Origin of the sequence: Mesorhizobium sp. M0522 (assembly GCF_040321085.1) — a bacterium.
Taxonomy (GTDB): domain Bacteria; phylum Pseudomonadota; class Alphaproteobacteria; order Rhizobiales; family Rhizobiaceae; genus Mesorhizobium.
Genome location: NZ_JAMYQW010000049.1, coordinates 1 through 26971, shown reverse-complemented (window position 1 = coordinate 26971; position 26971 = coordinate 1). Strand labels below are relative to the sequence as shown.

General features: G+C 62.3%; 28 protein-coding genes and 2 tRNA genes. 15 read left to right on the top strand and 15 right to left on the bottom strand.

Annotated features, from left to right (window positions below; translation table 11 throughout):
• Nucleotides 1-5 precede the first annotated feature (5 nt).
• From fumC to NKI58_RS31620, 3 genes are all read left to right on the top strand, one after another.
• On the top strand, nt 6-1403 hold the full coding sequence (gene fumC, locus NKI58_RS31630) for a class II fumarate hydratase (RefSeq protein ID WP_352707827.1): 1398 nt from the start codon (nt 6-8) through the stop codon (nt 1401-1403).
• A gap of 128 nt (nt 1404-1531) precedes the next feature.
• On the top strand, nt 1532-1954 hold the full coding sequence (locus NKI58_RS31625; RefSeq protein WP_352786055.1) for a DoxX family protein: 423 nt from the start codon (nt 1532-1534) through the stop codon (nt 1952-1954).
• 139 nt (nt 1955-2093) lie between these two features.
• Nucleotides 2094-2507, top strand: a complete 414-nt coding sequence (locus NKI58_RS31620) for a DoxX family protein (RefSeq protein WP_352707826.1) — start codon at nt 2094-2096, stop codon at nt 2505-2507.
• 18 nt (nt 2508-2525) lie between these two features.
• On the opposite strand, the gene NKI58_RS31615 is transcribed toward NKI58_RS31620, so the two are convergent.
• From NKI58_RS31615 to NKI58_RS31600, 4 genes are all read right to left on the bottom strand, one after another.
• The gene (locus NKI58_RS31615) at nt 2526-2888 is read right to left on the bottom strand and encodes a hypothetical protein (protein ID WP_352786051.1); all 363 of its coding nucleotides are present in this window, start codon (nt 2886-2888) and stop codon (nt 2526-2528) included.
• On the bottom strand, nt 2863-3153 hold the full coding sequence (locus NKI58_RS31610; RefSeq protein WP_352786048.1) for a hypothetical protein: 291 nt from the start codon (nt 3151-3153) through the stop codon (nt 2863-2865). The genes NKI58_RS31615 and NKI58_RS31610 overlap by 26 nt, the downstream gene beginning before the upstream one ends.
• Nucleotides 3154-3216: 63 nt before the next feature.
• The gene (gene ppx / locus NKI58_RS31605; RefSeq protein ID WP_352786045.1) at nt 3217-4749 is read right to left on the bottom strand and encodes an exopolyphosphatase; all 1533 of its coding nucleotides are present in this window, start codon (nt 4747-4749) and stop codon (nt 3217-3219) included.
• Nucleotides 4749-6950 (bottom strand): RNA degradosome polyphosphate kinase, encoded by a 2202-nt coding sequence (locus NKI58_RS31600; RefSeq protein WP_352707823.1) that lies wholly within the window; start codon nt 6948-6950, stop codon nt 4749-4751. The genes ppx and NKI58_RS31600 overlap by 1 nt, the downstream gene beginning before the upstream one ends.
• A 150-nt stretch (nt 6951-7100) precedes the next feature.
• Between NKI58_RS31600 and NKI58_RS31595 the strand changes: the two genes are divergently transcribed.
• Together NKI58_RS31595 and NKI58_RS31590 are read left to right on the top strand one after the other, a co-directional pair.
• Nucleotides 7101-7346 (top strand): zinc-finger domain-containing protein, encoded by a 246-nt coding sequence (locus NKI58_RS31595; RefSeq protein WP_023677627.1) that lies wholly within the window; start codon nt 7101-7103, stop codon nt 7344-7346.
• A 19-nt stretch (nt 7347-7365) separates the two neighbouring features.
• A complete protein-coding gene (locus NKI58_RS31590; RefSeq protein WP_352786041.1) occupies nt 7366-8598 on the top strand; it encodes an FAD-dependent monooxygenase in 1233 nt (410 codons plus the stop codon).
• A gap of 9 nt (nt 8599-8607) precedes the next feature.
• On the opposite strand, the gene NKI58_RS31585 is transcribed toward NKI58_RS31590, so the two are convergent.
• Nucleotides 8608-9279 (bottom strand): TIGR02117 family protein, encoded by a 672-nt coding sequence (locus tag NKI58_RS31585; RefSeq protein ID WP_352786038.1) that lies wholly within the window; start codon nt 9277-9279, stop codon nt 8608-8610.
• A gap of 104 nt (nt 9280-9383) precedes the next feature.
• Between NKI58_RS31585 and NKI58_RS31580 the strand changes: the two genes are divergently transcribed.
• The 3 genes from NKI58_RS31580 to NKI58_RS31570 are packed head-to-tail and all read left to right on the top strand — an operon-like array spanning nt 9384 to nt 11410.
• Nucleotides 9384-9647, top strand: a complete 264-nt coding sequence (locus tag NKI58_RS31580; RefSeq protein WP_023719742.1) for a metal-sensing transcriptional repressor — start codon at nt 9384-9386, stop codon at nt 9645-9647.
• Nucleotides 9644-10666, top strand: a complete 1023-nt coding sequence (locus tag NKI58_RS31575) for a cation diffusion facilitator family transporter (protein WP_502896911.1) — start codon at nt 9644-9646, stop codon at nt 10664-10666. Before NKI58_RS31580 ends, NKI58_RS31575 begins: the two co-directional genes overlap by 4 nt.
• A gap of 30 nt (nt 10667-10696) precedes the next feature.
• A complete protein-coding gene (locus NKI58_RS31570) occupies nt 10697-11410 on the top strand; it encodes a HoxN/HupN/NixA family nickel/cobalt transporter (RefSeq protein ID WP_352707821.1) in 714 nt (237 codons plus the stop codon).
• A 73-nt stretch (nt 11411-11483) separates the two neighbouring features.
• Here NKI58_RS31570 and NKI58_RS31565 read toward each other — a convergent pair whose 3' ends face one another.
• Both NKI58_RS31565 and NKI58_RS31560 read right to left on the bottom strand, forming a co-directional pair.
• On the bottom strand, nt 11484-13400 hold the full coding sequence (locus NKI58_RS31565; protein ID WP_352786034.1) for a multicopper oxidase domain-containing protein: 1917 nt from the start codon (nt 13398-13400) through the stop codon (nt 11484-11486).
• Complete coding sequence (locus NKI58_RS31560) at nt 13400-13594, bottom strand: hypothetical protein (protein ID WP_352707819.1); 195 nt, start codon at nt 13592-13594, stop codon at nt 13400-13402. Before NKI58_RS31560 ends, NKI58_RS31565 begins: the two co-directional genes overlap by 1 nt.
• A gap of 469 nt (nt 13595-14063) precedes the next feature.
• Between NKI58_RS31560 and NKI58_RS31555 the strand changes: the two genes are divergently transcribed.
• The gene (locus tag NKI58_RS31555) at nt 14064-15494 is read left to right on the top strand and encodes a multicopper oxidase family protein (protein ID WP_352786032.1); all 1431 of its coding nucleotides are present in this window, start codon (nt 14064-14066) and stop codon (nt 15492-15494) included.
• A gap of 13 nt (nt 15495-15507) precedes the next feature.
• Nucleotides 15508-15948 carry a YqaA family protein gene (locus NKI58_RS31550; RefSeq protein WP_352786030.1) on the top strand — a complete coding sequence of 147 codons (441 nt, stop codon included), beginning with the start codon at nt 15508-15510 and terminating at the stop codon, nt 15946-15948.
• A gap of 123 nt (nt 15949-16071) precedes the next feature.
• On the opposite strand, the gene NKI58_RS31545 is transcribed toward NKI58_RS31550, so the two are convergent.
• From NKI58_RS31545 to NKI58_RS31530, 4 genes are all read right to left on the bottom strand, one after another.
• Nucleotides 16072-16821, bottom strand: a complete 750-nt coding sequence (locus NKI58_RS31545; protein WP_502896914.1) for an amino acid ABC transporter ATP-binding protein — start codon at nt 16819-16821, stop codon at nt 16072-16074.
• A 70-nt stretch (nt 16822-16891) separates the two neighbouring features.
• Complete coding sequence (locus NKI58_RS31540; RefSeq protein ID WP_352707815.1) at nt 16892-18049, bottom strand: amino acid ABC transporter permease; 1158 nt, start codon at nt 18047-18049, stop codon at nt 16892-16894.
• 4 nt (nt 18050-18053) lie between these two features.
• Nucleotides 18054-19241, bottom strand: coding sequence for an amino acid ABC transporter permease (locus NKI58_RS31535; RefSeq protein WP_352452783.1), 1188 nt, complete (start codon nt 19239-19241; stop codon nt 18054-18056).
• A 63-nt stretch (nt 19242-19304) separates the two neighbouring features.
• Complete coding sequence (locus NKI58_RS31530) at nt 19305-20333, bottom strand: amino acid ABC transporter substrate-binding protein (RefSeq protein ID WP_254820740.1); 1029 nt, start codon at nt 20331-20333, stop codon at nt 19305-19307.
• 427 nt (nt 20334-20760) lie between these two features.
• Between NKI58_RS31530 and NKI58_RS31525 the strand changes: the two genes are divergently transcribed.
• The 4 genes from NKI58_RS31525 to NKI58_RS31510 all read left to right on the top strand — a co-directional run bounded on the left by NKI58_RS31525 (nt 20761) and on the right by NKI58_RS31510 (nt 23810).
• Nucleotides 20761-21930, top strand: a complete 1170-nt coding sequence (locus NKI58_RS31525; RefSeq protein WP_352786026.1) for a cystathionine beta-lyase — start codon at nt 20761-20763, stop codon at nt 21928-21930.
• A 253-nt stretch (nt 21931-22183) separates the two neighbouring features.
• Nucleotides 22184-22855: an RNA polymerase sigma factor gene (locus NKI58_RS31520; RefSeq protein WP_352786023.1), complete on the top strand. Its 672-nt coding sequence runs from the start codon at nt 22184-22186 to the stop codon at nt 22853-22855.
• 104 nt (nt 22856-22959) lie between these two features.
• Nucleotides 22960-23484, top strand: a complete 525-nt coding sequence (locus tag NKI58_RS31515) for a DUF4142 domain-containing protein (protein ID WP_023677638.1) — start codon at nt 22960-22962, stop codon at nt 23482-23484.
• A gap of 14 nt (nt 23485-23498) precedes the next feature.
• Nucleotides 23499-23810 carry a cupredoxin domain-containing protein gene (locus NKI58_RS31510; RefSeq protein ID WP_352786093.1) on the top strand — a complete coding sequence of 104 codons (312 nt, stop codon included), beginning with the start codon at nt 23499-23501 and terminating at the stop codon, nt 23808-23810.
• Nucleotides 23811-23916: 106 nt separating this feature from the next.
• On the opposite strand, the gene NKI58_RS31505 is transcribed toward NKI58_RS31510, so the two are convergent.
• The 3 genes from NKI58_RS31505 to NKI58_RS31495 all read right to left on the bottom strand — a co-directional run bounded on the left by NKI58_RS31505 (nt 23917) and on the right by NKI58_RS31495 (nt 25639).
• Nucleotides 23917-25137, bottom strand: coding sequence for an anion transporter (locus tag NKI58_RS31505; RefSeq protein ID WP_352786021.1), 1221 nt, complete (start codon nt 25135-25137; stop codon nt 23917-23919).
• Nucleotides 25138-25196: 59 nt separating this feature from the next.
• Nucleotides 25197-25273, bottom strand: a tRNA-Arg gene (locus NKI58_RS31500).
• Between the two features lie 60 nt (nt 25274-25333).
• Nucleotides 25334-25639 (bottom strand): ETC complex I subunit, encoded by a 306-nt coding sequence (locus NKI58_RS31495; RefSeq protein ID WP_023677641.1) that lies wholly within the window; start codon nt 25637-25639, stop codon nt 25334-25336.
• Between the two features lie 160 nt (nt 25640-25799).
• Here NKI58_RS31495 and NKI58_RS31490 point away from each other — a divergent pair.
• Nucleotides 25800-25876: transfer RNA gene (locus NKI58_RS31490), tRNA-Pro, on the top strand.
• Nucleotides 25877-26000: 124 nt separating this feature from the next.
• Here the strand turns inward: NKI58_RS31490 and NKI58_RS31485 are convergent.
• Complete coding sequence (locus NKI58_RS31485; RefSeq protein WP_352578290.1) at nt 26001-26828, bottom strand: alpha/beta fold hydrolase; 828 nt, start codon at nt 26826-26828, stop codon at nt 26001-26003.
• Nucleotides 26829-26971 lie beyond the last annotated feature (143 nt).

Genomic DNA, 26971 nt, shown 5'->3' with positions numbered 1-26971 from the left:
ACTTCGTGAGCGCGCCAGAGACCAGAACCGAAACCGACACGTTCGGTCCCATCGAGGTCGCCGCCGACCGCTATTGGGGCGCGCAGGCGCAGCGTTCGCTGGCCAATTTCAAGATCGGCTGGGAGAAACAGCCGGCCTCGATCGTGCGGGCGCTGGGCATCGTCAAGCGGGCGGCAGCGGAGGCCAATATGGAGCTGAAGCGGCTCGATCCGGCGATCGGCAAGGCCGTTATCGAGGCCTCCCAGGAGGTCATCGACGGCAAGCTCAACGAGCATTTCCCGCTGGTCGTCTGGCAGACCGGTTCGGGCACGCAGTCCAACATGAACGCCAATGAGGTGATCTCCAACCGGGCAATCGAGCTTCTGGGCGGTGTCATGGGGTCGAAGAAGCCGGTGCATCCCAACGACCACGTCAATATGAGCCAGTCGTCGAACGACACCTATCCGACTGCAATGCACATCGCCTGCGCCGAGCGCATCATCCACGACCTGCTGCCGGCGCTAAGACATTTGCATGCGGCACTCGAGGCCAAGACCAAGGCTTTCGCCCACATCGTCAAGATTGGCCGCACCCATACACAGGACGCCACGCCGCTGACGCTTGGCCAGGAATTCTCGGGCTATGCGGCTCAGGTCGCCTCGTCGATCAAGCGCATCGAGATGACCCTGCCCGGCCTGCAGGAATTGGCACAGGGCGGCACCGCAGTCGGCACCGGCCTCAACGCGCCGGTCGGTTTTGCCGAAATGGTGGCGTCGCGCATCGCCGCGATCACCGGCATCGATTTCGTCACCGCGCCGAACAAGTTCGAGGCGCTGGCCGCGCATGATTCCATGGTCTTCTCGCACGGCGCCATCAATGCCTGCGCGGCGGCGCTGTTCAAGATCGCCAACGACATCCGGCTGCTCGGATCGGGCCCGCGTTCGGGCCTCGGCGAATTGTCGCTGCCGGAAAACGAACCGGGCTCGTCGATCATGCCGGGCAAGGTCAATCCGACCCAATGCGAGGCCATGACGCAGGTTTGCGTGCAGGTCTTCGGCAACAACGCGGCGATCAGCTTCGCCGGCAGCCAGGGCCATTTCGAACTCAACGTCTACAATCCGCTGATGGCCTATTGTTTCCTGCAATCGGTACAGCTGCTGGCCGACGCTTCCGTGTCGTTCACTGACAATTGCGTCGTCGGCATCGAGGCCCGCGAAGACAACATCAAGGCAGCGCTCGACCGTTCGCTGATGCTGGTGACGGCGCTGGCGCCGACGATCGGCTATGACAACGCCGCCAAGATCGCCAAGGCGGCGCACAAGAACGGCACAACGCTGCGCGAGGAAGCGCTGGCCACCGGGCTGGTCAGCGAAGCCGATTATGAGCGGCTGGTGCGGCCGGAGGACATGACGCACCCAGGGTAAGTTGATCGCGAAAACGTTACCTGGGTGAACAATCCGTAACCAATCTGGCATCTTTGGTGAACAGTCGGCCTGCGCTAACTAGACGGGTATCCCAAGCCGTTTGGCCAAACCCTTCTGGAGAGTTACGCATGTCCACCAACACTTCGTTTGCCGGTTCCGGCACCGCCTCCGGCGCCTCGGGCACGATCCTGCTCGGCCGCATCCTGCTTTCGGTCATCTTCCTGCTTTCCGGTTTCGGCAAGCTGACGGCGATTGCCGGCACCGCCGGCTATTTCGGCAGCCTCGGCCTGCCGCTGCCGATGGTGACCGCGATTGTCGTCGGCCTTATCGAACTGCTTGGCGGCCTCGCCATCCTCGTGGGCTTCCAGACCCGGATCGTCGGCTGGGTAATGGCGATCTTCACCGTCGCCACCGCGCTGGTCGCCCACACCGGCTGGGCCGATCAGATGCAGATGATCAATTTCATGAAGAACCTCGGCATTGCCGGCGGCTTCCTCGTGCTCGCCTCCTCGGGCCCAGGCGCGTATTCGATCGACGCCAAGCGCGGCTGAAGCAGCCCAGCATTTCCTGAACAAAGGGGCGCGGAATTTTCCGCGCCCCTTTTTCGTTGTCGTTTGTGCCTGTCGGTCCGCTGACCGGAATTCTGCTAGGATCGGGCTCTTGGCCACCCGGCCGACAACGGAGGTTGCCATGCCCCGCAATACGCTGCTTTTGCTTTCCCGACTGCTGTTCGCCGCACTGTTCGTGCCGTCCGGCTTCCATGCGCTTGCCGACATTGCCGGCACGACCGGCTATTTCGCCGGCCTCGGCCTGCCGCTGCCGACGCTGGCTGCCTGGGGCACCGGGCTGTTCGAACTGATCGCCGGGCTGCTCATCCTCGTCGGCTTCAAGACGCCGATCGTGGCGCTGCTGCTCGCCGCCTTTTGCGTCGCGACAGCGTTCATCGGCCACTATGGCCAGGGCGGCGGCGATCCGACGCTGACCTTCATGCATTCGCAGATGCTGATGAAGGACATCGCGATATCAGGCGGTTTTCTGGCGCTGGCGATGGCTGGCGCGGGTGCATGGTCGGCCGACGGCCGGATGGCTGCAGGGACTGGCTAAGCTGCCGCCCGGCTCGGCTCATTTGCTGTCGAGAAAGACGAACTCCGCAAGCCTGGTTATGTTTATGGGCTGAGAGAGAAAGGCGCCATGCCCCATTCGACCGACGCTGATGGTCAGGCAAACCTGTCTGCTTTCCACCGCGATCGGCAGCCATTCATATCCATATTGATCTGCGCCCTTGGGGGAGTAGCTCCGAAGATTGCTGTCAATCGCGACATACAGGTAGTTGCGCAATTGGATCAGGCTTGCCCTCTTAACGTATGGCAACAGGTCGGTTCGGCCCACGATAGGCTCAAGAAAGTTGCCGAGGGGCTGATGAACGGACACGGTTCGATCGACAGCGCCAGGACAGAGATTAACGTCCGCATAAAACGTGTTCATCGAAATCGATCTTTGAAATTTGATCATTTCGTCGCTTATTTCTAAATACAAAATAGTTTATCTTTTGCCCGCTTTTAGGTTTTATAAAACCTGTGAGCAAATTGAACGGTGTTTTTCCGTCTGCGGCTTTTGGATAACTCTTCTCAAACTCAAACGCGCCTTTTGCAGCAACGGAAACCTTGGAAACCGTCTGAGCTCTGGCCGCGTCGAAAATCAACAATGGCAGGATGGAAAGCAGCGGCAGCAGGATTTGACTGGATTTCACGATCTTCTCCCAAGCGTGGAGCTCGCAGCGAATTGCCACATGCAATTGGCGTCGTGCCTGAAACTACTTCACTGAAATACTAGGCCCGCCCTCGACCGCCAGCACCAGCCGGCGGTTGGTGACCTTTGCCACCTGTGCCAACCGGCCGGCCGGCCGCTCGCCGTAAAGATCGGCCAGCGCTGCCGGCAGCACCAGCGCCAGCACGCCATTGCCGCGGTTTTCCCATTTCAGTCGCGGCATGACGCCGGGCATTGCCGCGCTCAGCAAATAGACGACGCGCAGCAGCGCGGCCAGCACGCGGGCCCGTTCGAGATAGCGCGGTGTCGCCAGCCCGCGGATTTCCGGAGCGGCTTCATTGAACACGCCCTCGTGGCGAAACAGGCTGACAAGCGCCAGGAAGGCGCGGCCGGGATGGTCGACGCCGATGAACGAGGCGTGGGCGATGATGTTGAGCGATTGCTTGCCGCGATATTCGGGATGGGCACGCCAGCCGATATCGGCGAGCAGGCAGGCGGCGTGGCGGTAGCGCGCCTCGTCCCTGGTTTCGTCGATGCCGAAGGCAGCGAAGGCCTTGCCGGTCCACTCGACAAGCTCATGCGCGTGGTCGACCGAGCGCGAGCGCAGGCGGGCAAGCTCTTCCGCCGCCGAGATCAGCGGATCGGCCTTCTGCTCGGCCTTGTCGAGCAGCGAGTAGAGAAAGCCCTCGCGCACGCCCAGCGCCGACACGATGATCTTCGACGGCTGCATCGCCGCCATGATCTCCTGCAGCACGATGGCGCCATAGGGCAGCAGCGAGCGGCGGTTCTTGGAGATGCCCTCGATGCCTTTGACCTTGTCGATCTCGGCCTTGGCGACCTGCCGGAGGAAGTTCGCGGCGCTTTCGATGCCGATCTCGTAATGGTGCATGACGCCGAGCGGGTAGTTGGTCATTTCCATGTGCAGCCGGGCGAGGTTTCGCCAGGTGCCGCCGACCGTGTAGAACGCCCTGCCCTGCCCGCCCTTCAGCAATTTCGCCCGCGCCAGTTGCTCGCGCGTGATCCTTGCCGCCTGGGTCAGCGAGTTCTTCGCCATGTCCTGCAGGCGCAGGCCGCCCAACGGCAGCGTGATGCCGTCACCGATCGTCTCACCGTCAATGTCGATCAATTCGAGGCTGCCGCCGCCAAGATCGCCGGCGATGCCGTTGGCCGGATGGAAACCGGAAATGACGCCGAGCGCCGAATAATGGGCTTCCTCGCGGCCGCTCAGCACCTGGATCTCGGTCTTGAGCACATCCTCGGCGCGGTGGATGAAGTCGGGGCCGTTGACCGCCTCGCGGGCGGCGGCGGTCGCCAGCACATACATGCGCTGGGCGCCGGCCTGGTCGGAGAGCGCGCGGAAGCGGCGGAACTCTTCCATCGAGCGCGTCACCGCCTCGGGATCGAGTTTTCCGGTCGAAACGATGCCGCGGCCGAGGCCGGCCAGCATCTTTTCGTTGAACAGCAAGGTCGGCGAGCGCGCCAGCCCCTCATAGATGACAAGACGGATCGAGTTCGACCCGATATCGATGATGGACAGCGGTCGGCGGTCCTGGAGCCGGCCCTGGGATGCTGAAATCATCAGCCCGTCGCTGCGTTCTGTTTCTTGCGGCGCTTGAACTGCGCGATGCGCTTGGGCGCATGCGACTTCAACGCATCGCCCCGTCCGGACAGGCTCGGATTGGTCATGAAATATTCCTGCGCGTTGAACGGTTCCTCGCCCTCTTCCAGCACGACGCGCCGGGAGGTTCCGTCAGCCAATACGTCGAAACTTTGCTGGTTGTCCATGATGTTGCCGAGCATGATCTGGCCGAGCACCTGTTCGTGCACAGTTGGATTGGTGATCGGCACCATCGTCTCGACACGGCGGTCGAGATTGCGCGGCATCAAATCGGCCGAGGAGATGTAGACGATCGCCCCGTCCGAGGGCAGGCCGTGGCCGTTGCCGAAGCAATAGATGCGGCTGTGTTCGAGGAAGCGGCCGACGATCGATTTCACCCTTATGTTCTCCGACAGGCCGGGCACCTGCGGCCTCAGGCAGCAGATGCCGCGCACGACGAGATCGATCTCGACGCCGGCGCGGCTGGCATCATAGAGGGCATCGATGATGATCGGGTCGACCAAGGCGTTCATCTTCATCCAGATGCGGGCGGGCCTGCCCTCCAGCGCGTGACTGATCTCGTCCGAAATGTGCTTGAGGATGCGGTCGCGCAGCGTGAACGGCGATATGGCCAGCCGCATCTGCTCGGCCGGCTCGGCATAGCCGGTGATGAAGTTGAACAGCTGGGCGACATCGCGCGCGATCGTCGGGGCGGTGGTGAAGAAGGACAGGTCGGTGTAGATGCGCGCGGTGACCGGGTGGTAGTTGCCGGTGCCGAGATGCACGTAATTGCGCAGCCTGCCATCCTCGCGCCGCACGACCAGCGACATTTTCGAATGGGTCTTCAGTTCGAGGAAGCCGAAGACGACCTGGACGCCGGCGCGCTCGAGGTCGCGGGCCCAGCGGATGTTGGCCTCCTCGTCGAAGCGCGCCTTGAGTTCGACCAGCGCGGTCACCGACTTGCCGGCCTCGGCGGCGTCGACCAGAGCGCGCACGATCGGGCTGTCGTTGGAGGTGCGGTAGAGCGTCTGCTTGATCGCCACCACTTCCGGATCGGCCATCGCCTGGCGCAGGAACTGCACCACCACGTCGAAGGATTCGTAGGGGTGGTGGACGATGATGTCCTTCTCGCGGATGGCGGCAAAGCAATCGCCGCCATGCTCGCGGATGCGCTCGGGAAAGCGGGGATTGTAGGGGGTGAATTTCAGATCGTCGCGGGCGACGGCGACGATCTCCGAGATCTGGCTGAGCGCCAGCGGACCGGTGAGCACGCTGATCCGGCTTGCCGAGACGCCGAGCTCGCCGGCGACGAAGTCGCGCAGTTCGGGCGGCATCAGCCGGTCGAATTCGATGCGGATAACCGAACCGCGGCGGCGCCGCTTCAGCGCCGTCTCGAACAGGCGCACCAGATCCTCGGACTCTTCCTCGACCTCGATATCGCTGTCGCGGATTATACGGAACGTGCCGGAGCCCTTGACCTCATAGCCTGGGAACAGCTTGCCGATATAAAGGCCGACCGCCTCCTCGAGCGGGATGAAGCGGACATGGCGCTTGCGATCCGGCAAGCGGATGAAGCGCCTCAGCGCCACCGGCAGGCGCAAAAGCGCGCTCATTTCCTCGCCGTTCTTACGGTGGCGCAATTGCAGCGCCATCGAAAAACCGAGATTGGGAATGAACGGGAACGGATGCGCCGGGTCGATCGACAGCGGCGTCAGCACCGGAAATACCTGCTCCTGGAAATGGTCCTCCAGCCAGATCTTCTCGTCCTTGCTCAGCGCCTCGCGGGTGATGCTCTCGATGCCTTCCTTGTCGAGGAGCAGCATCAGCGCCGAAAGGCTTTTCTGCTGGTCCTCCTGCAGGCGCTCGACCTCGCGCAGCAATTGTTCAAGCTGCTGCTCGGGCGTGCGTCCGTCCGGGCTCTTCAGCACGATGCCCTCGCGGACCTGGCCGGCAAGACCGGCGACGCGGACCATGAAGAACTCGTCGAGGTTGGCGGCCGATATCGACAGGAAACGAACACGCTCGAGCAGCGGATGATTCGCGTTCAGCGACTCTTCGAGCACGCGCCGGTTGAATTGCAGCCAGGAAAACTCGCGGTTGACGAAGCGGTCGGGATTGCCGCCTTCGCGGCTCGCCGCCTCGACGGTGATGAATTCGTTCTGCACCGGCTTCAGTTCGTTCATGGTTTCCGCTCTTCCCACACCGTTCGACGACCATAGCCTTAAACCGGCTTAACTTATCCTCTGACAGGCTTTTGCGACAGTTTCATTTCATCGATCTTGCAAAGCGACGGGTTATGATCCAGATGCAATCGACAAGATCAGGAGACGACGATGGCAGGCGGTTCCATTCCCCATTTCCAGAACGATGCGGGCTATCCGGCAATCGACATCGGCGTCAAGGAATTCATGTGCACCGGCGCCAATCCGCCTTTCGACCACCCCCATGTATTTCTCGACATGGGCGACGACAATGAAAAAGTCTGCCCGTATTGTTCGACGCTCTATCGCTATTCGCCGAAGCTGAAGGCGTTGGAAACGCAGCCGCCGGGCTGCCTCTATCTCGACCAGGCCGCCTGATTCTTCCGCGACAAGCCTGATGCAGGAAACGCAGTCCCGGCAGGTGGTCATCGCCGGGGCGGGCGTCGCCGGGCTGACCGCGGCACTGGCCTTCGCCGAGCGCGGCTATCGGATAAAACTGTTCGAACAGGCGCAGCACCTCGAGGCTGCCGGCGCCGGTATCCAGCTTTCGCCCAACGCGACGCGCATCCTACGGCAGCTCGGCGTACTCGATCGGCTGCTGGCGACGGCGGTGCAGCCGGAGGCGGTCGTGCTCAAGGATGCCGCCACGCTGCGCAAGCTGGCGCGCGTACCGCTTGGCCAGGCGGCCGAAACGCGCTGGGAAGCGCCCTATCTCGTTGCCCACCGCGCGGATCTGCAGTCAGCGCTGATGCAGCGAGTTTCGGAGCAGCCCGGTATCGATCTGATCGCCGGCGCGCGGGTGACCGACATCGCAGCCGGATCGAAAGGTGTTACCGTCACTGCATCGGCTGATGGCGACACGGTCGAGGCTGGCTGTCTTTTGATCGGCGCCGATGGCGTCTGGTCGTCGGTGCGAGAAACGCTTGCCCGCAACGCAGCCGATTTCCGGAGAAGCCGGTTTTCGGGCGAGCTTGCCTGGCGCGCCACGGTGGCCGCCGACAGCCCCGCTGGACAAACCTTTGCGGCGATCGGTGCGCCCGAATGTGTTACTGCATTCCTCTATTCCGGCTTCCATATGGTCGCCTATCCGGTCAGCCGTGGCACTGCCTTCAACCTCGCTGCCTTCACAAAGGGCGAGCGCATCGCCGAGGGCTGGTCGGGGCATGCCGACCCCGCCATCCTCGCCAGCGCCATGCGCGGTACCGCGCCGGCGCTGGTCCGTCTGGCGAGCGAGGCCGCGCCATGGACGGCATGGCCGATCCACACCGTCGAGCAGCGGCGGTGGACGACGCCGGAAGGCATCGCGCTGATCGGCGATGCGGCGCATGCGATGACGCCGTTTGCCGCACAGGGCGCGGCGATGGCGATCGAGGACGCGGTAACCCTTGCCGGTTTCGTTGCCACCTCGCCTGCCGATCTCAGCAGCGCGCTTGTCGCCTGGGAACAGGCGCGGCGGCCGCGCGTCGCCCAGGTCGCCCGCCGCGGCGTCCTCAACCGCCTCGCCTGGCATGCGGCCGGGCCGGTGGCGATGGCCCGCAACCTGTTCCTGGCGATGCGCTCGCCCGAAAAACTCGCCGCCGATCTCGACTGGCTCTATGGCTGGCGGGCGTTGGACGCTCGGCGGTCCTAAGTCGCCTTGTCAATTGTAAAGCCGCATCGACAGGCCGAGCGAGGCCGGCAGCGGGTTCCACCAGCCAGTGCGCAGGCCGGCGGTGCGCAGTGCTGCCGCCGCCCAGGTGTTGCAGCCGACCAGCGCGTTGAAATGGCCATTGGCTTCGAAGAACCGATCGAAACGGGAATACGCCGCATTCTCGATCGGCATGGCCCCGTTCGGTCCCTGCCGGAAGCTTGCCGCAATGTAATCGAGCAGCGCCGTAAACCGCTCCTCGCCGATGTCGAAGCCGGCGACGTCGGGATGCGGCTCGGCGATTTCGCCTGAAATGTCGACATGCATTGCCGAGGCGTCGACCGTCAGCGCCTTCATCACCGGCACCGCCTTCAGCTCCGACCAGGTCGGCGTCTCCAGATAGAAGGCGCGGCCGCCCCAGCCGAAGACGATGTAGCGGACCTCCGCCATGTCTGCTGGAATGCCGGCATCGACCAGGAAATGGAAGCGCCGGCGCATATCGTCGTCGACCGGGATGGCGATGTCGGTGTGGATCGGATTTTTCAGCACCAGGATGCGGTGGCTTGAGCCGATCGGATCGGCAACTGCCGCCGGCCAGAGCGGGCGCGGCAGCAGTGTGCCCAATGCCACCGCAAGGACTGCTGCAACGACCCGCAGGCCAAGAAAACGGGCAAGCTTCTTCATGGGAAAGGCATAGAACAAGCAATGCTCAAGGTGAAGCCCCTCCGGAGTTGTGCCACTGACAAAGCGCTTGACGCGTATCCTCCCCCGGGAGGATATGCTGAGGCATGTCAGATCACCTCCACGCCTCGCATCCTTCCATCATAAAGCGCCTGAAGCGCGCGCAAGGCCACCTTGCGGCGGTGCTGGCGATGATCGAGGCGCATCGCCCTTGCGTTGATCTGGCGCAGCAGCTTCATGCCGTCGAAAGGGCCATCAGCAGCGCCAAGCGCGAGCTGATCAACGATCACATCGAGCATTGCCTGACGGACAGCGTCGAAACCGGCGGCAACTCGCTGGCGGAACTCAAGCAGCTGGCGAAGTATCTATGAATGCCATCGTAGCCCGCATTCTGGACTGGCTCGGGTTCGGCTCGCACGCCGCACATCATCACGGCGGTCACGGTCCGCACGGTCACAGCCATGGGGTCATCGACGCGACAATTGCCACCACCGACCGGGGCATCTGGGCAATCAAATGGTCGTTCGTGATCCTGGCCATCACCGCGGCATTGCAGATGGTCGTGGTTGCGTTGTCGGGGAGCGTGGCATTGCTGGCCGACACGATCCATAACATCGGCGATGCGACCACGGCGATCCCGCTATGGATTGCGTTCGTGCTGGCGCGGCGCAAGCCGTCGCGGATCTTCACCTATGGCTTGGGCCGGGTCGAGGATCTGGCCGGCATCATCATCGTGCTCATCATCCTGTTCAGCGCTGTAGTCGCTGCCTACCAAGCCATCGACAGGCTGATCAATCCACAAGTGGTGACACACCTGGGCTGGCTGACTGCGGCGGGCATTGTCGGCTTCCTCGGCAACGAGGCGGTTGCCGTGTTCCGTATCCGCGTCGGTCGCGAAATCAACAGCGCGGCACTGATTGCCGACGGCTACCACGCCCGCACAGATGGACTTACCAGCCTTGCCGTGATCATCGGAGCCATCGCCGTCTGGCTCGGCTTTTCCTTGGCCGATCCGATCGTCGGCCTGCTGATCACGATTGCGATCTTCGGTATCGTCTGGCAATCGGCCCGCTCGGTGCTGACCCGCATGCTGGATGGAATCGAACCCGGTGTGATGGACGAAATCCGACATGCCGCCGAGCACGTTCCGGGCGCACGCATTGTCGATGCCAAGGCGCGCTGGATCGGTCATAGATTGCACGCCGACATCGCAATTGCCGCGGACGAAACCCTGCCGCTGTCGGCGGCGAACAAGATCGCCGCAGCGCTGAAGGACGAACTATCCCAGCATATGCCGGCCCTGGCTGAGGCGAATGTGCGGTTTTCAACGGTACGTGGAGAGAACGACCATCCTCACGAGCACACGCATGACCACGGCCACATGCACTGACGCTCGCCGATTTTCTGCTAGTCTCGTCCGATGTTCCAGACGCTCGTCGAATTTCAGCGCACGATCTATCTGACGCTCGGCGAACAGATCAAGCTGCTTGCGGCCGGAGGCAATTGGCTGGCGTTCATGGCTTTCCTGCCGATGGGCGTCGTGTTCGGGGCTGCCCATGCGCTGACGCCCGGGCACAGCAAGGCCGTCCTGGCGACTTATCTTGCCGGTTCGGATGCGAAGGTATCGCGTGGTCTGCTCGTATCTATCACGCTATCGTTCACGCATGTGACGATTGCCGTTCTGATTGCGGCTCTCTCGCTGCCGCTGGTCTCAATAGCATTGGGCAGCGTCGGCCGCGCTCCGCTTCTGGAGCACATCAGTCGCGGGCTGCTCGGCCTCATTGGCGTCTGGATGCTCTGGCGCGCTTTGAGCCACAGCCATCATCACAGGCACGAGGGCGAGGCTGTCGGCGTCATGGCAGGCCTGATCCCATGTCCGCTTACGCTTTTCGCGATGACTTTCGCGATGTCCAGGGGTGTTCCGGCAGCGGGCGTCCTGTTTGCCATCACCATGATGGTCGGCGTGGCGCTGACGCTGTCCTGCGTCGCCGTGTTGTCGATCGTGTTTCGGGAACGGCTTGTACAGTTTTTCGCGCGCCAGCCACGGCTGTTCGAAAACATCTCCCGGGCCATCGAGGGCGCCGCCGGTCTCGCCCTTGCCGGCGTCGCTGTCTGGCAGATCACATCAGCTTAAGAGAAATATGGTTTCAGCCACTGCATGGTGTCCGGTCCGGTGCAGCGGATGGAACGCGCCAAGGCGACGCCAGTCATGTCACATCGATCACGACCATCAGCCCGCCGCCGCCCTTCTCCTCGACATTGTTGTTCGTGGTGTGATGCGGGATGTGGCAATGGATCAGCCATTTGCCCGGACGCTGCGCCTTCCAGATCACGTCGTAGCGCTGACCCGGCCCGACGTTGATCGTATCGGCAAGGAAACGACCCGAAGCGGGGACCGTCTCGCCGTCGCGGGCAACGACCTCGAACGGTCCGCCATGGATATGCATCGGATGGATGAAGCCGTTGTTGGTGCCGATGAACCGCACCTTGAGCGTCTCGCCGACCTTCATCGGGATCGTCTCGGTCGAGGGATAGGCCTTGCCGTTGATGGTGAAGAAATTCGGCATGCCGCCGTCCATCGGCATCGACGGGTAGGTCAGCCCTTCCCGCACCAGCCATTCCTGAAGCTGGATGACGTAATCATGGTCGGCCGCGACCTCGTCGGCAGGATTGGCGGGATCGATGATCAGCGCACCGTAGAGGCCGAGCGCCTGGGTCCGGTCCGGCTTGGCATGGGGATGATAGAAATAGGTTCCGTGCTGGGTTGCGGTGAATTCGTATGAATAGGATTGCCCGGGCTCGATCGGCGCCTGGGTGATCTCGGCCGGCCCATCCATCTGGTTAGGCAGGATCAAGCCATGCCAATGCACCGTCGTTTCCTCAGGCAGGCCGTTGGTGACGTTGATCCTGACCCGATCGCCTTGGCGAATGTGAATTCGCGGACCGGGAATCTGGCCGTTATAGGCATAGGCGTCGACCGCGACGTCCGGCAGGATCTGCCAGCGGACCACTGAAGGCCTGAGCTCGAACACCTTGATGCCGTTCTCCATCCGAAACGGCAGTTCCTGGTCGCCCCTTGCCGTCAGGCCATAAGAGGCGGCCACGAGGCGTGGATCGGTAGCGGCCATGTCACGCATTGTATCGGCCGGCGTGTCGCGATCCATGATCATGCCTTGCGGCATGATCACCCCGCCGACGTCGCGTGCCGACAGCGTCAGGTTCAGCCAGTTTGCCGGCGCGACCATGCCGATGGCGAGCGCCAGCAGGGAGACGGCACCCAGGGCAGCGACCTGCGGCGTCGTGGCATCCGTCTCCATGTGATGGCCGCCGCCTTTGCCTTTGTGGGAAGCCATATCGTGGCGCTGTCCGCGATGGCCACTGGCGTCGGCCTGCTGCATTTGCATCTGAACATGTTGCCTCGTTGCAGGCTGCTCTCGACCATCGATGCCGGCTGCCTGCGCGCGCTGTGTCATCAACCCATGTTTCAGCCCCCGGGCGACCAGCCAGACATTGGCCGGATAGGCAAGCGCAAAACCGGCGATGACGCCGATCGACATCACGCCCCAGAACAGCAGCTCCGTCGGTTCCATCGCGCGCATGTCGCGGCCCATCATCAGGAAGCTCATGACCGGTGCCATGCCGGCCATCATGAAGTTCATGGAGATGAACTCGGGCAGGAAGCTCTTGCGTACGTTTTCCCAATAGGTGCCGCCCATCATCGATTTCATGAACAGCGACTGGAAGATGAACAGGCCGAAGGCAAAGCCGGCGAGATATTCGACGATCAGGTCGATCCACATCGGCAGGCCGAGCGCCGCCGTGACGGCGGCGGCAAGAATGATGCCGGTCGCATCGCCGGCGACGCAGTGGATGGTGGAGCCGACGCCCTGCTTCCAGAGCGGCCGGGTGAACACCTCATGCTCGCCCGGCCGTGGCTCCTTGTCCGCGAGCACGTAAAGCAGCAAGCCGAGCGGACCCATATAGAGGGTGACCAGGATGAAGCCCCATTTCATCACAAACGGCTCGGGATTGATGCGATATTGGTCGAAGCCGACATAAAGCGTCGAAGCCAGCGCCAGCGCGAACCAAACGACAAGAAAATAATCGATCGGTTGGATGAGCATCAGGATGAAACCTTGACCTGCCGCCGCACGCGCCCACGCGGCTTGTTATACAACTCCCAATGGAAATGAACGCGGAAGGCGCGCTTATGATCCGCGCCGACCGTACGCTGTTCAGGCAGGCCAATTTTCGTTGTAACCGACTGATCTGATGACGCCTGCCCGCAGCTCATTTCCGGAACTGTCAGTCTTATCATTGCGGCTCTCCTCTAGTGAGGTTGTTATGGGGCTTCCCATCACAGGAAGGTCAAGGGCTTTTGAGCCAGCTCAAATCATCGCTGTCGTGCCGAAGCAGCGCTCGAAATTTGCCCCTTGACCTTCCCGTGATGGGAACCTTTATCGTGTCGCAGCTACCCAGTTGGAGCTGCAAACCCATGAACGCTGTCGCTCATAACCCAGCCGAGCCTGTTTCCGCTCCCGCGATTCAGATTGGGATCGAGGGCATGACCTCCGCCTCCTGTGTCGCCCGCTTGAAAGGCGCTGGGGACGGCGGCATGACGTGACCGAGGCTAGTGTCAACCTGGCTACGGAGCGTGCCACGTGAGTTACACCGCGTGCCGACGCGCGTGACCTTAATCTCGGAGACAACACATGGATCGACGCTGTTTTCTGGCGGCAGGCGTTGCCACGGTTCTCGCCAGCCCGCGCGCCATCGCCCAGATGAAGATGGACGAGATGCCCGGCATGGATATGGGGCACGCGGGCCACGACATGGGCGCGGCACCAAAAAGCGCGACCATGCTGCCTGAGGGCCAGGCGTTGCGCGAGTTGCCGCTGCTAGCCAATGAAGCCAATGCGCCCCGCCTGTTCAGAGCAAACCTCACGGCTGAACCCGCCATGGTTCGCTTTGCAGAAGGGCTCGACACGCCAATCCTTGGATACAATGGTATGAGCCCGGGGCCATTGATCGAGGTGACTGAAGGCGACCGTGTCGAGATTGCATTCACGAACCGAATTCCTGAAGAGACGAGCACCATCCATTGGCATGGCATGCCGGTTCCAGCTGACCAGGATGGCAATCCTATGGACCCCGTTGCGACGGGCACGGAGCGCACCTACAGCTTCGAACTGCCCGAAGGAAGCGCGGGGTCGTACTGGTATCATCCGCATCCGCACGGCAAGACGGCCGAGCAGGTCTATCGCGGACTTGCCGGCGCGTTCGTGGTCAAGCCGAAGGCGGACCCGATCCCGGCCGAGTATGGCGACACTGTGCTGGTGTTCACAGACCTTCGCCTTGCCGCCGACGGCACCATGCCGGACAACACCATGGTCGATTTGATGAACGGGCGCGTCGGCGATCACGTGCTGGTCAATGGACAGAAAAATCCCGCGCTATCCGTCCCGTTTGGAACAAAGCGGCGATTTCGGTTCTACAACGCGACTAACGCACGCTTTTTGCGGCTCTCCTTCGACGGCGCACCCATGACGATCATCGGCACCGATGGCGGTCTGCTGGAGACGCCGGTGGCAGCCAAGGATGTCCTGCTCAGCCCGGCGGAACGCCTTGAACTGATCGTCTCGTTTGAGAAGCGCGGCCCCGTCACCCTGAACACGCTCGACTACGATCGCGGCTGGATGGGCGCGGGCCGCCCCGCCGATGCAGGCCTGACATTGCTTACCGTCAATGTTTTGGACACGCCTGCAGAGACGTTTCCTCCGCTGCCGGAAAAGCTTCGACCAATTGCGCAACTTGGCACCCCTGCCGTCAGCCGGCGTTTCGTGTTCACCGAAACGACGACGATGAGCGCGACGGATATGCAGATGGGCTTCCTGATCAACGGCGCGGCGTTCGACATGGGCCGCATCGACGTGGTGTCGAAAACAGGACAGGTCGAGCTCTGGGAAATCGTCAACAAGGCCGACATGGACCATCCGTTCCATGTTCACGGGACGCAGTTCCAAGTGGTCGAGCACGAACGTGGTGGGCAGGTCTCGAAACCGGCTTATCTCGCCTGGAAGGACACGGTCAACGTGGCGCGCGGCGAAACGATGCGGCTTTTGCTGCGCCAGGATCGCCCCGGGCGGAGGATGTATCATTGCCACATCCTGGAGCACGAGCAGCTCGGCATGATGGGCGTCGTCGACGTGCAGGCCTAGCCGGTCGCTCGACGTGGCTGCACTGGCAATCTATGGCGCCCTGTTCACCAGCGCATTCCTAGCCGCAACCATCTTGCCGGTCTCATCGGAAGTTGTGCTCGCCGGCTTGATCGCCGGCGGCCGTGGCGATCCGGTGCTACTGCTTGCGGTCGCCACAATCGGCAACACGCTCGGCTCGGTGGTGAACTGGACGCTGGGGCGTGGCATCGATACGCTGCAATCTAGACGATGGTTTCCCATCACCCGTGAACGATACCAGCGGGCCAGCCGGAGCTTTCGCCGCTTTGGCGCGTGGCTGCTCCTATTCGCCTGGCTGCCGGTCGTCGGGGACGCCTTCACTGTCGCGGCAGGCGCGGCCCGCATGCATCTCGGCATATTCGTGATGCTTGTCGCATTGGGCAAGGCTGCACGATATGCGGTGATCGTCGCAGGAGGATTGTGGGTGCTAAGATAGTTCCCGATGCTCGCCATCGACCAAAGGGCAGATCCTCCCGAGCATAACTGCTCGTCGAATGCGCGCGAAGCCGGCAAGACAGAGAGCCCGGTCCGCCGCTCTTGTCCGAACCGGCGTACAGGATCAGTGCAGGATCTGCGACAGGAACAGCTTCGTGCGCTCATGGCGCGGGTTGTCGAAGAACTCGGCCGGCGTGTTCTGCTCGACGATCTGGCCCTGGTCCATGAAGATCACCCGGTTGGCGACTTTGCGCGCAAAGCCCATTTCGTGGGTGACGCAGAGCATGGTCATGCCTTCCTCGGCCAGCCCGACCATCGTCTCCAGCACTTCCTTGATCATTTCCGGATCGAGAGCCGAGGTCGGCTCATCGAACAGCATGATGCGCGGGTTCATGCACAGCGAGCGGGCGATCGCCACCCGCTGTTGCTGGCCGCCGGAAAGCTGGCCGGGATATTTGTTGGCCTGTTCCGGGATCTTGACGCGCTTGAGGAAATGCATGGCGATTTCCTCGGCCTGTTTCCGCGGCATCTTGCGCACCCAGATCGGCGCCAGCGTGCAATTTTCCAGAATGGTCAGATGCGGGAACAGGTTGAAGTGCTGGAACACCATGCCGACCTCGCGGCGCACCTCGTCGATCTTCTTCAGATCGTTGGTCAGTTCCTTGCCGTCGACTATGATCTTGCCCTTCTGGTGTTCCTCCAGCCGGTTGATGCAGCGGATCATCGTCGATTTGCCGGAGCCAGACGGGCCGCAGATGACGATGCGCTCGCCGCGCATCACCTTCAGATTGATGTCCTTCAGCACATGGAATTCGCCGTACCATTTGTGCATGGCAATGATGTCGATGGCGACATCGGTGGTGGAAATGTGCATCTTAGCGGCATTGACCTTGATCTCTTCCGCGCTGACGGCGTTTTCTATGGCCATGACAAGGTCCCCTTTTTTAGCGTTTGTGGCCGGTGTCGAGACGGCGTTCCGTGTACATTGAATAGCGCGACATGCCGAAGCAGAACAGCCAGAAGATGAAGGCCGCGAACACCAGGCCGGATCTGGCCGTCTGCGGCGTCGCCCAATTGGCGTCGGAGAAGTTCTGCTTGACGATGCCGAGGAGGTCGAACATCGAGATGACGATGACCAGGCTGGTGTCCTTGAACATGCCGATGAAGGTGTTGACGATGCCGGGAATGACCAGCTTCAGCGCCTGCGGCATGACGACCAGACCCATCTTCTGCCAATAGCTGAGGCCGAGCGAGTCGGCGCCCTCATACTGGCCTTTGGGGATCGCCTGCAGGCCGCCGCGCACCACTTCGGCCATGTAGGCGGCGGCAAACAGCGACACGCCGATCAGCGCGCGCAGGAACTTGTCGAAGCTGACGCCGGCCGGCAGAAACAGCGGCAGCATCACGCTGGCAAAGAACAGCACCGTAATCAGCGGGATGCCGCGTACCGTCTCGATGAAGACCACGCACAGCAGCTTGACGATCGGCATGTTCGAGCGCCGGCCGAGCGCCAGCACGATGCCGATCGGCAGCGACACGGCAATGCCGACGAAGGACAGGCTGAGCGTCACCAGCAGCCCACCCCAACGCGACGTCTCGACATGCGGCAGGCCGAACATGCCGCCGACCAGCAGAACGAAGGCGACGACCGGCAGCGCCAGGAAGAGAAGAATGGCGTTCAGACCTTTGCGCGGTACGCGCGGTATGAGCAAAGGCACCAGCAGTGCCACGAACAGGATGGCCACCACGATCGGCCGCCAACGCTCCTCGACAGGATAGGTGCCGAACATGAACTGGCCGAACTTGGCGTTGACGAAAGCCCAGCAGGCGCCGGTCCAGCCGTCCGACTGGATGCCGCCCTGCGCCACGGTGGCGCAGACCGTGCGGTCCGGTCCCGTCCACTGGGCGTTGATGAAAGCCCAATTGACGATCTGCGGCAGGATCATGGCAACCAGCGCGATGCCGACGATGGTCAAGATGGTGTCGCCCGTGGTGGCAATCAGGTTCTTGCGGATCCAGGCGGTGAGGCCACGCTCGCTCGACGGCGCCGGCTGCGCCAGCGTCATCTCCGTCCGCACCCAGGACATGTCGTGTTCCTGCATGGCCCTACCTCTCCACCAGCGCCATCCTGGCATTGACGACGTTCATGATCGCCGACGTGATCAGGCTGAGCGCGAGATAGACAGCCATCATGATCACCACGCCTTCGACCGCCTGCCCGGTCTGGTTCAAGACAGTGCCGGCAGTCGCCGTCAGGTCCGGATAGCCGATGGCGATGGCGAGCGAAGAGTTCTTGGTCAGGTTCAGATACTGGCTGGTCAGCGGCGGAATAACGATGCGCATCGCCTGCGGCACGACGACAAGCCTGAGGATCGATCCCGAGCGCAGCCCGAGTGCCGCGGCCGCCTCGGTCTGGCCCGTACTGACGCCCCTGATGCCGGCGCGCACGATCTCGGCGATGAAGGCGGCGGTATAACAGGACAACGCCAGATAGAGTGACAGGAACTCCGGCCTGACCTGAAAGCCACCGACCAGGTTGAAGGTCGACTGCTTTGGAAATTCGAAGCTCAGCGGAAAGCCGCTCAGCGCGTAGGCCAGCAGCGGCAGGCCGACGATCAAGGCTATGGATGTCCAGAGCACCGGGAATGGCTGACCCGTCGCCATCTGCCGCTGTCGCGCCTTGCGCGCAACGAACCAGGCCATAGCGATGCCGAGGAGCAGAGCGACCAGGATCAGCCAGGAGCCCTCGCCCCAGACAGCGCGCGGAAAATAAAAGCCGCGCTGGTTGAGAAAGGAGCCGAACGGCAAATTGATGCTCTCGCGCGGCGGCGGCAGCACGGCGAGTACGCCGGAATACCAGAAGAAGATGACCAGCAGCGGCGGGATGTTGCGGAAGACCTCGACATAGACCGTGCAGATCTTCCTGATCAGCCAGTTGCGCGACAGTCGGCCGATGCCGACGATGAAACCGATAATGGTGGCGGTGATGATGCCGACGACGGCCACAATCACGGTGTTGATGAAGCCGACCAGGATGGCTCGGAAATAAGTCGAATCCGACGAATAAGCGATGGCGCTTTCGCTGATGTCGAAACCGGCGCGGCCCTTGAGGAAGCCGAAGCCGGAGGCGATGTGCAGCCGCGTCAGATTGACGATGACGTTGTGGGTAACCCACCAGACCCCCGCCACCAGCAGGACGAGGACCAGTGCTTGAAAGAATATGCCGCGGACGCGAGGATCATTGATGAAGGAACCGCGGCTTGGCTCCTCGCGAAGAACTTCCTGCGATGCCATTCGACAGTCCCCTGGAAAGAGAGACCGGAAGGCAGACGATCTGCCTTCCGGATCCATTTTCGATCAGCGGATCGGCGGAGCGTATTGCAGACCACCCTTGGTCCACAGCGCGTTGATGCCGCGCGCGATCTTCAGCGGACTGCCCGAGCCGACATTGCGCTCGAACATCTCGCCGTAATTGCCGACGGCCTTGACGATGTTGACGACCCAGTCGTTGGAGACGCCGAGATCGGTGCCGATCTTGGTGTCGGCTTCCTGGCCGAGCACGCGCTTGATCTCGGGACTATCCGAGTTCTTCATCTCGTCGACATTGGCCTTGGTGATGCCGAGCTCCTCGGCGTCGAGCAACGCGAAATAGGTCCACTTGACGATGTGGTACCATTGGTCGTCGCCTTGGCGTACGGCCGGCCCAAGCGGTTCCTTGGAGATGATCTCGGGCAACACGACATGGTCGGCCGGCGCGCCCAGCGTCAGGCGGATGCCATAGAGGCCCGACTGGTCGGTCGTGTAGACGTCGCAGCGGCCGGCGTCATAGGCGGCGTTGACCTCTTCCAGCTTTTCGAAGACGACCGGGTTGTACTCCATCTTGTTCGACTTGAAATAGTCGGCAAGGTTGAGCTCGGTCGTGGTGCCGCTCTGCACGCAGACCGCCGCGCCCGAAAGCTGCAGCGCCGAGTTCACGCCTGGAAGCTTCTTGGCGTTGATCATGAAGCCCTGGCCGTCATAATAAGTCGTGCCGATGAAGTTCAGGCCGAGTGCGGTGTCGCGATTGATGGTCCAGGTGGTGTTGCGCGACAGGATGTCGATCTCGCCCGACTGCAGAGCGGTAAACCGCTCCTTGGCGCTGAGCGGCGTAAACTTCACCTTGGTGCCATCGCCGAACACGGCGGCCGCCACCGCGCGACAGAAGTCCGCGTCGATGCCTTGCCACTCACCCTTGTCGTCCGGCGCCGAGAAGCCGGCCAGACCGGTCGAGACGCCGCATTGGATGAAGCCCTTCGCCTTGACATCGTCAAGCGTGGCCGCCGAAGCCGCCGAAGCCGCGAACCCAAACGCGGCGGCGCCCAAAACGCCGATTGCAATGTGTTTCATGACCCACTGACCCTTTTCTGTTTTTTTCAGGCGAACCTGACTTTTTCCCGTGTGAACGCAGCTATGTATCCCGGCCCGTTATCGGAATCCCGCATCGTAACCGACGCGCTGCCTCCCATTCACGAACAACATCGAAGGCGATTATTCCTGTGAGGTCAAGGGAAATGACCAAATCCGAAAGACTTTGAAAACGAACCGCCCGAAATGCCTGAAATTGCAGATAAACGCGCTCGGAAATTGGTCAGCGCGCCAATAAAGCCGGCAAAGTCCGCCCGTGACTTGCCAAGCGCACCTGGCAGCCGCCCAGAGGATGTTCGGCGCACTGCTGAATTGGCATATTCAAGACCTTGGCCTGGCGAGTGCGGTGCGGTTGCGCGGCCAATGCCGCCGCACTATGGCTAACGACCAACCCATGGGACGAAAAGCAATGGCAAAAGACGACAGCGAGATGGGCGTCAACACGCGGCTCGCCCATTCCGGCAACAACCCGCATGACTATTTCGGCTTCGTCAATCCGCCGGTGGTGCATGCCTCGACCGTGCTCTATCCCAATGCGGCGGCGATGGCTTCACGCAGCCAGAGATACACCTACGGCACGCGCGGCACGCCGACCACCGATGCGCTGAACAGCGCGATCGATGCGCTGGAAGGTTCGGCAGGCACGGTCGCGGTACCGTCCGGCCTGGCGGCGGTGACGCTGCCGCTGCTCGCCTTCCTGTCGGCCGGCGATCATCTGCTGATCGTCGATTCCGTTTATCATCCGACCCGCAACTTCGCCGACACGATGCTGAAGCGGCTGGGCATCGAGGTCGAGTATTACGAACCGCGCATCGGCGCCGGCATCGCGGCGCTGATCAAGCCCAACACCAAGGTGGTGTTCACCGAATCGCCGGCCTCCAACACTTTCGAGGTGCAGGACATACCGGCCATCGCCAAGGCAGCGCATGCCAACGGCGCCATCGTCATGATGGACAACACCTGGGCGACGCCGCTCTACTTTCGCCCCCTCGACCATGGCGTCGACATCTCGATCCACGCGGCGACGAAATACCCGGCCGGCCATTCCGACGTGCTGCTCGGCACCGTGTCGGCCAATGCGGACTGCTGGAAGCAGCTTTGCGAGACGTTCAACACGATGGGCTGCTGCGCCGGGCCTGACGACGTCTACCAGGTGCTGCGCGGCCTGCGCACGATGGGCGTGCGGCTGGAGCATCATCAAAAGAGCGCGCTTTCCCTCGCCGGCTGGCTGGAGGGTCAGCCGGGCGTGGCGCAGGTGCTGCATCCGGGGCTGCCCAGCCATCCCGACCACGCCATATGGAAGCGCGATTTTTGCGGATCGAGCGGCATCTTCTCGATCGTTCTCGCGGGCGGCGGACAGAAGCAGCAGCACGCCTTCCTCGACGCGTTGAAGTTTTTCGGCCTCGGCTATTCCTGGGGCGGCTATGAGAGCCTTGCCGTGCCGGTATTCCTTGGCGACCGCACCATCGCCAAGGGCCCGTATGACGGGCCGCTGGTGCGCCTGCAGATCGGGCTCGAGGATGTAGGGGATTTGAAGGCCGACCTGGCGCGCGGGCTGGCGGCGGCCGCTGGGGCCTGAGCCAGCACCTTTTCAAACTGAGTCAGAAAATCGGCGTAACAGCCTGGAAAAATTGCGATCCTGAGCGATATCATGGCGACCGATCGGGCGATGATACGGCTCTACAAAATAGAGGCGGCGGTGTGGTGAAGGCGGTAGAATAGCCTCTGCCAGTCCTTGACACGGATTGAGGCTGGCCGGCGGGATCAGTCGGGAACCTTTTGTCGGCCGATGCATCCAATGTCGCGATGAGAAGCCTATCAGGAGATCGGCTATGCCTGCTGCGTTGACGGCAACGCCCGCCGCTTCGGGCGACATGCAGCTTGTCGGCCGCGCGCTGGCACGTGATGGCGATGCGTTCCGCACCATCATCAAGACGCACAACCAAAGGCTCTACCGCATCGCCCGAGGCGTCGTGCGTAACGACAGCGAGGCCGAGGACATCGTCCAGGAGGCCTATGTCAGCGCCTTTGCCCATCTCGAGGCCTTTCGCGGCGATGCCTCGCTCGCCACGTGGCTATCGCGTATCGTCATCAACGAAGCGCTCGGCCGCTTGCGCAAAAGGCGGCGAATGGTAGCGATGCCTGAAAACCCGCAAGCCGAAATCATCCGGTTTCCCCTCAACCCGAGCGACGATCCGGAGCGGACGATGGCGCAACGGCAGATCCTTGAGCTTGTCGAACGGGCAACCGACAGTCTTCCCGATGTCTACCGGATGGTGTTCGTGGCGCGCGTCATCGAGGGATTGAGCATCGAGGAAACCGCCGAACTGCTTGGCGTGCGACCAGAAACCATCAAGACCCGGCTGCACCGCGCCCGCGCGCTGGTGCGCAAGGCGCTGGACGACCAGATCGGCCCGGTGCTGCTCGACGCCTTTCCCTTCGCGGGCTGGCGCTGCGAACGGCTGACCAATGCCGTGATGCAGCGGCTTGGTCTTTCCGGATAGGCCGCGCCGATTTTCGCGGGAACGTTTGGCGGCGACCTGCATCCAATGAGCATCACTGAAAACGAAGCCCGATGCGGTTCCGCGTCGGGGCGAAGGAGAGCATCATGTTTATTCGATCGACCACGGCACTGGCCGCAGTTTTCCTGCTTAGCGCAGCGCCCTTGTCGCAAGCTGCCGACAAACCGACCGATCCGCAGATCGCACATATCGCCTACACAGCGGGCGTGCTTGACGTCGAGGCGGCCAAGCAGGCGCTGAAGAAATCGAAGAACAAGGAGGTCGTGGATTTCGCCAAGGACATGGTGCGAGATCACGAGGCGGTCAACAAACAGGCTCTCGACCTGGTCAAGAAGCTCAAGGTCACGCCTGAGGACAATCCGACCAGCAAGGCGCTGACCAAGGCGGCGGCCGAGGAACGTGCCAAGCTTGCCAAGCTCAAGGGCGCGGCGTTCGACAAGGCCTATGTCGCCAGCGAAGTTGCCTACCACAAGCAGGTCAATGGCGCGCTCGAAACACTGCTGATTCCGTCGGCCAGCAATGCCGAGCTGAAAAGCCTGCTGGAAACCGGCCTGAAAATATTCCAGGGCCACGAACAGCACGCCGAACACGTCGCCGGCATGCTGAAGTGAGGATTGGGCCGATGATGTCGAGGCGGCATCTGTGGGTTGCGCTGGCACTGGCCATGGGTGCCGCGCCGGCCAAGGCCGACACCATTGAGGTGACGATCGAGAAGCTTGTGTTTTCGCCGGCAAAGATCGAGGCGAAGGTCGGCGACACGATCAGGTGGGTGAACAAGGACGTGTTCGCCCACACGGCAACCGTCAACGGCGGTTGGGAAGTGACGATCCCGCCGAAGAAGGCAGCGAGCCTGACGGTGAAGAAGGCGGAATCGGTCGGTTATTTCTGCCGCTTCCATCCGAACATGAAAGGCCATCTCACGGTGACGTCGCCCTGACTGGCTACTGCATGTCGCGCAAAAGTGTGCAGCGGTTTTGCGTTAACGACATGCATAAAACAAGAGCCTAAAGCGCGCCGCATGAGGCCGTCGAATGCGACGCGCTTTAGGCCGCCAGCCATGCCGTCCCTACAAGAAGCGTGACCAGCGTCAACGGAAGGCCGACCTTGAAGAAGGCGATGAAGCCCAGCGGTTTGCCGGAGACCCGCGCGTGCTCGGCAACGATCAGATTGGCGACCGAGCCGAGCAGCGTGAAATTGCCGGCGAGCGTCGAGCTCATGGCGACGACTAGCCAGGCCCGCTCGGGATCTTCCAGTCCGGGCACGAACGGCTTCAGCGCCAGCACGGCCGGGACATTGCTCATGATGTTGGACAGCACTGCGGTGAAGCCAGACAGCCGCCAGACATCGTTCAGCCCGAGGTCTTTTGCCGAAGCGATAATGTCGGGCGTCAGCAATGTCTTCTCCGCCCCGGCGACGACGATGAACAGCCCGGCGAACATGAACAGCAGCGGCCCATCGATCTCGCGATAGATGCGCTCAGGTTTGATGGCGCGGGTCAAAAGAAGAATGGCGCCGCCGATCAGCGCTGCCTTGGCGACTGGAACGCCGGCGAAGAAGGCGATCGCCAAACCGACACAGACGACCACCGCCTTCACCACCTGCCCCGGCAGCATGCGGCCGCGATAGACTTCGGGGCTGAGCTCGGCCTTGCGCGAAAATTCGGCGCGGTAGACGATGCGGATGATGACGATGACGGCGACGAGGCCGAACGCCGCGACCGGCGCCAGCGCCGCCGAGAAGGCCGGATAGGAAATCCCCGACAGCGCGCCGATGACCATGTTCTGCGGATTGCCGGTGATGGTGGCGACGCTGCCGCAATTCGAGGCCGTGGCGGTGGCGATCAGATAGGGAACCGGGTTGCGGTTGATGACGCGGGTGACATGGACGACGATCGGCGCCATGACCAGGCAGATGGCGTCGTTGACCAGGAACGCCGACAGGACGCCGGTCAACAGCGTCACCATCACCAGCAGCATGAACGGCGCATGCGCATGCTCGATGGCGAACCCGCCGAGCGCGCGAAAGGCGCCCGACACTTTCAGATGCGCCACGACGATCATCATGCCGAGCAGAAGCGTGATGGTGTCGAAGCTGATGGCGCGGTAGGCGTCCTCCATGTCGAGCGCGCCGATGGCGATCATCGCCGCACCGCCGAGCAGCGCGATCCCTGCCCGGTCGAGGCGCAGCCCGGGTATCCTGCCGATTGCGACGCCGGCATAGGTCAGGACAAGGATCAGCAGTGCCGCCGCGCCCATCGCTGTCATGTGTTGGAGATCCTGTGCGACTGGCGAGTGAAACTGTCCGGAATGGACCCTGAAAATATTGGCGATCCCGACAGGATTCGAACCTGTGACCATCGGCTTAGAAGGCCGGTGCTCTATCCAGCTGAGCTACGGGACCGCTGGCCGGCCGCACGACCGGCTGATTTGTTCTTGGCGCCGGCACGGGCCGGCATGGCCGTCAATGCGTCCAGGGCGTCCTGCGGTCATAGCGGAAATTCTCCGCATAGGAAATCTGGCGGCGCTTGATTTCCTTCGGCTCCTCGACGCGAAAAGCGAGCCCTTCCTTCTCGGCATAGGCCACCGCCTCTTCCCTGGTGTCGAAGGTCAGCCTGATCTGGCTTCGCATGTCGCCGGACGTGGTGTAGCCCATCAGCGGATCGATCTTCTTGCGCTGCTCCGGATCGAATTCCAGCACCCAATAGCCGGTCTTGGCCTTGCCGGACTGCATCGCGGTTTTGGCTGGGCTGAAAATGCGGGCTGACATGACCACCTCATTGCTGGTTGCAAGCACACGACCCCGAGACCACATTACTGTTCTCTGGCCATGCACTAGCCCGTCATTACTGCGCAATGCCGCCGGCAGCAAGGCCGATGGCTTTTTACGCTTGCTTTGGCGGGCTGAAATCACTAGGCAACAGACCGTTCGGAGTGTAGCGCAGCCTGGTAGCGCATCTGGTTTGGGACCAGAGGGTCGGGAGTTCGAATCTCTCCACTCCGACCATTCATCAAGCAAATCTCGTCGGCAGGGCAAGCGGATCACGCTCGAGTGTGTCTCCCGTCGCCGGTCATGTTTAAGCGACGGACGGACAGCACGGGCCCGCGCTGCCCGTCCGACATGTAAGCCGTCAGCCCTGGATGAAGGCCAGCAGATCCGGATTGATGATCTCCGGATGCGTGGTGCACATGCCGTGCGGCAGGCCCTTGTAGACCTTGAGCGTGCCGTGCTTCACCAGCTTGGCCGCAAGCAGCGCGGAATCGGCGATCGGCACGATCTGGTCGTCGTCCCCGTGCATGATCAGGACGGGAACCTCGATCTTCTTGAGATCGTCGGTGAAATCGGTCTCCGAGAACGCCTTGATGCAGTCGTAATGGGCCTTGGCTCCGCCCATCATGCCCTGGCGCCACCAATTGTCGACGGCGCCTTGCGAGACCTTGGCGCCCTCGCGGTTGAAGCCATAAAACGGGCCGGCCGGCACATCCCTGTAGAACTGGGCGCGGTTGGCGACCAGGGCGGCACGAAAACCGTCGAAGACTTCGATCGGCAAGCCGCCGGGATTGCTGTCGGTCTTGACCATGATCGGCGGCACGGCGCCGATCAGCACTGCCTTGGCAACACGGCCGCCGCCGCCATAAAGCGCGACGTAACGCGCCACCTCGCCGCCACCGGTCGAGTGGCCGATGTGGATCGCATCCCTGAGATCGAGATGCGCCGCCAGCGCCGCAACGTCGGCGGCGTAGGTGTCCATCTCATTGCCAGTCGCGGTCTGCGACGAGCGGCCGTGGCCGCGGCGGTCATGTGCGATGACGCGGTAGCCCTTTTCGAGGAAGAACAGCATCTGGTTGTCCCAATCGTCGCCGCTGAGCGGCCAGCCGTGATGGAAAACGATCGGCTGGCCCTTGCCCCAATCCTTGTAGAAAATCTCGGTGCCGTCATGGGTGGTGAATGTGCTCATCGTTCTACTCCTTGATGGAAAAGTCGGGGGGTAACAGGGAAGCTTTTAGCCCCCTTCATGGAGTGCGCCCCTCGGACCGGACAGGGTCAAGCCGCAGTTTTGACCATCTGCCGGGCGTGTTGGTCCTCGAACTGTTGCGGGCT

Bases quoted from the DNA above. Each gene is read 5' to 3' on its own strand.
- NKI58_RS31625 (WP_352786055.1), top strand. From the start codon at position 1,532: ATGTCCACCAACACTTCGTTTGCCGGTTCCGGCACCGCCTCCGGCGCC.
- NKI58_RS31620 (WP_352707826.1), top strand. From the start codon at position 2,094: ATGCCCCGCAATACGCTGCTTTTGCTTTCCCGACTGCTGTTCGCCGCA.
- NKI58_RS31615 (WP_352786051.1), bottom strand. From the start codon at position 2,888: ATGAACACGTTTTATGCGGACGTTAATCTCTGTCCTGGCGCTGTCGAT.
- ppx (WP_352786045.1), bottom strand. From the start codon at position 4,749: ATGATTTCAGCATCCCAGGGCCGGCTCCAGGACCGCCGACCGCTGTCC.
- NKI58_RS31600 (WP_352707823.1), bottom strand. From the start codon at position 6,950: ATGAACGAACTGAAGCCGGTGCAGAACGAATTCATCACCGTCGAGGCG.
- NKI58_RS31595 (WP_023677627.1), top strand. From the start codon at position 7,101: ATGGCAGGCGGTTCCATTCCCCATTTCCAGAACGATGCGGGCTATCCG.
- NKI58_RS31590 (WP_352786041.1), top strand. From the start codon at position 7,366: ATGCAGGAAACGCAGTCCCGGCAGGTGGTCATCGCCGGGGCGGGCGTC.
- NKI58_RS31585 (WP_352786038.1), bottom strand. From the start codon at position 9,279: ATGAAGAAGCTTGCCCGTTTTCTTGGCCTGCGGGTCGTTGCAGCAGTC.
- NKI58_RS31580 (WP_023719742.1), top strand. From the start codon at position 9,384: ATGTCAGATCACCTCCACGCCTCGCATCCTTCCATCATAAAGCGCCTG.
- NKI58_RS31575 (WP_502896911.1), top strand. From the start codon at position 9,644: ATGAATGCCATCGTAGCCCGCATTCTGGACTGGCTCGGGTTCGGCTCG.
- NKI58_RS31570 (WP_352707821.1), top strand. From the start codon at position 10,697: ATGTTCCAGACGCTCGTCGAATTTCAGCGCACGATCTATCTGACGCTC.
- NKI58_RS31565 (WP_352786034.1), bottom strand. From the start codon at position 13,400: ATGCTCATCCAACCGATCGATTATTTTCTTGTCGTTTGGTTCGCGCTG.
- NKI58_RS31560 (WP_352707819.1), bottom strand. From the start codon at position 13,594: ATGATAAGACTGACAGTTCCGGAAATGAGCTGCGGGCAGGCGTCATCA.
- NKI58_RS31555 (WP_352786032.1), top strand. From the start codon at position 14,064: ATGGACGAGATGCCCGGCATGGATATGGGGCACGCGGGCCACGACATG.
- NKI58_RS31545 (WP_502896914.1), bottom strand. From the start codon at position 16,821: ATGCACATTTCCACCACCGATGTCGCCATCGACATCATTGCCATGCAC.
- NKI58_RS31540 (WP_352707815.1), bottom strand. From the start codon at position 18,049: ATGCAGGAACACGACATGTCCTGGGTGCGGACGGAGATGACGCTGGCG.
- NKI58_RS31535 (WP_352452783.1), bottom strand. From the start codon at position 19,241: ATGGCATCGCAGGAAGTTCTTCGCGAGGAGCCAAGCCGCGGTTCCTTC.
- NKI58_RS31530 (WP_254820740.1), bottom strand. From the start codon at position 20,333: ATGAAACACATTGCAATCGGCGTTTTGGGCGCCGCCGCGTTTGGGTTC.
- NKI58_RS31525 (WP_352786026.1), top strand. From the start codon at position 20,761: ATGGCAAAAGACGACAGCGAGATGGGCGTCAACACGCGGCTCGCCCAT.
- NKI58_RS31520 (WP_352786023.1), top strand. From the start codon at position 22,184: ATGCCTGCTGCGTTGACGGCAACGCCCGCCGCTTCGGGCGACATGCAG.
- NKI58_RS31515 (WP_023677638.1), top strand. From the start codon at position 22,960: ATGTTTATTCGATCGACCACGGCACTGGCCGCAGTTTTCCTGCTTAGC.
- NKI58_RS31510 (WP_352786093.1), top strand. From the start codon at position 23,499: ATGTCGAGGCGGCATCTGTGGGTTGCGCTGGCACTGGCCATGGGTGCC.
- NKI58_RS31505 (WP_352786021.1), bottom strand. From the start codon at position 25,137: ATGACAGCGATGGGCGCGGCGGCACTGCTGATCCTTGTCCTGACCTAT.
- NKI58_RS31495 (WP_023677641.1), bottom strand. From the start codon at position 25,639: ATGTCAGCCCGCATTTTCAGCCCAGCCAAAACCGCGATGCAGTCCGGC.
- NKI58_RS31485 (WP_352578290.1), bottom strand. From the start codon at position 26,828: ATGAGCACATTCACCACCCATGACGGCACCGAGATTTTCTACAAGGAT.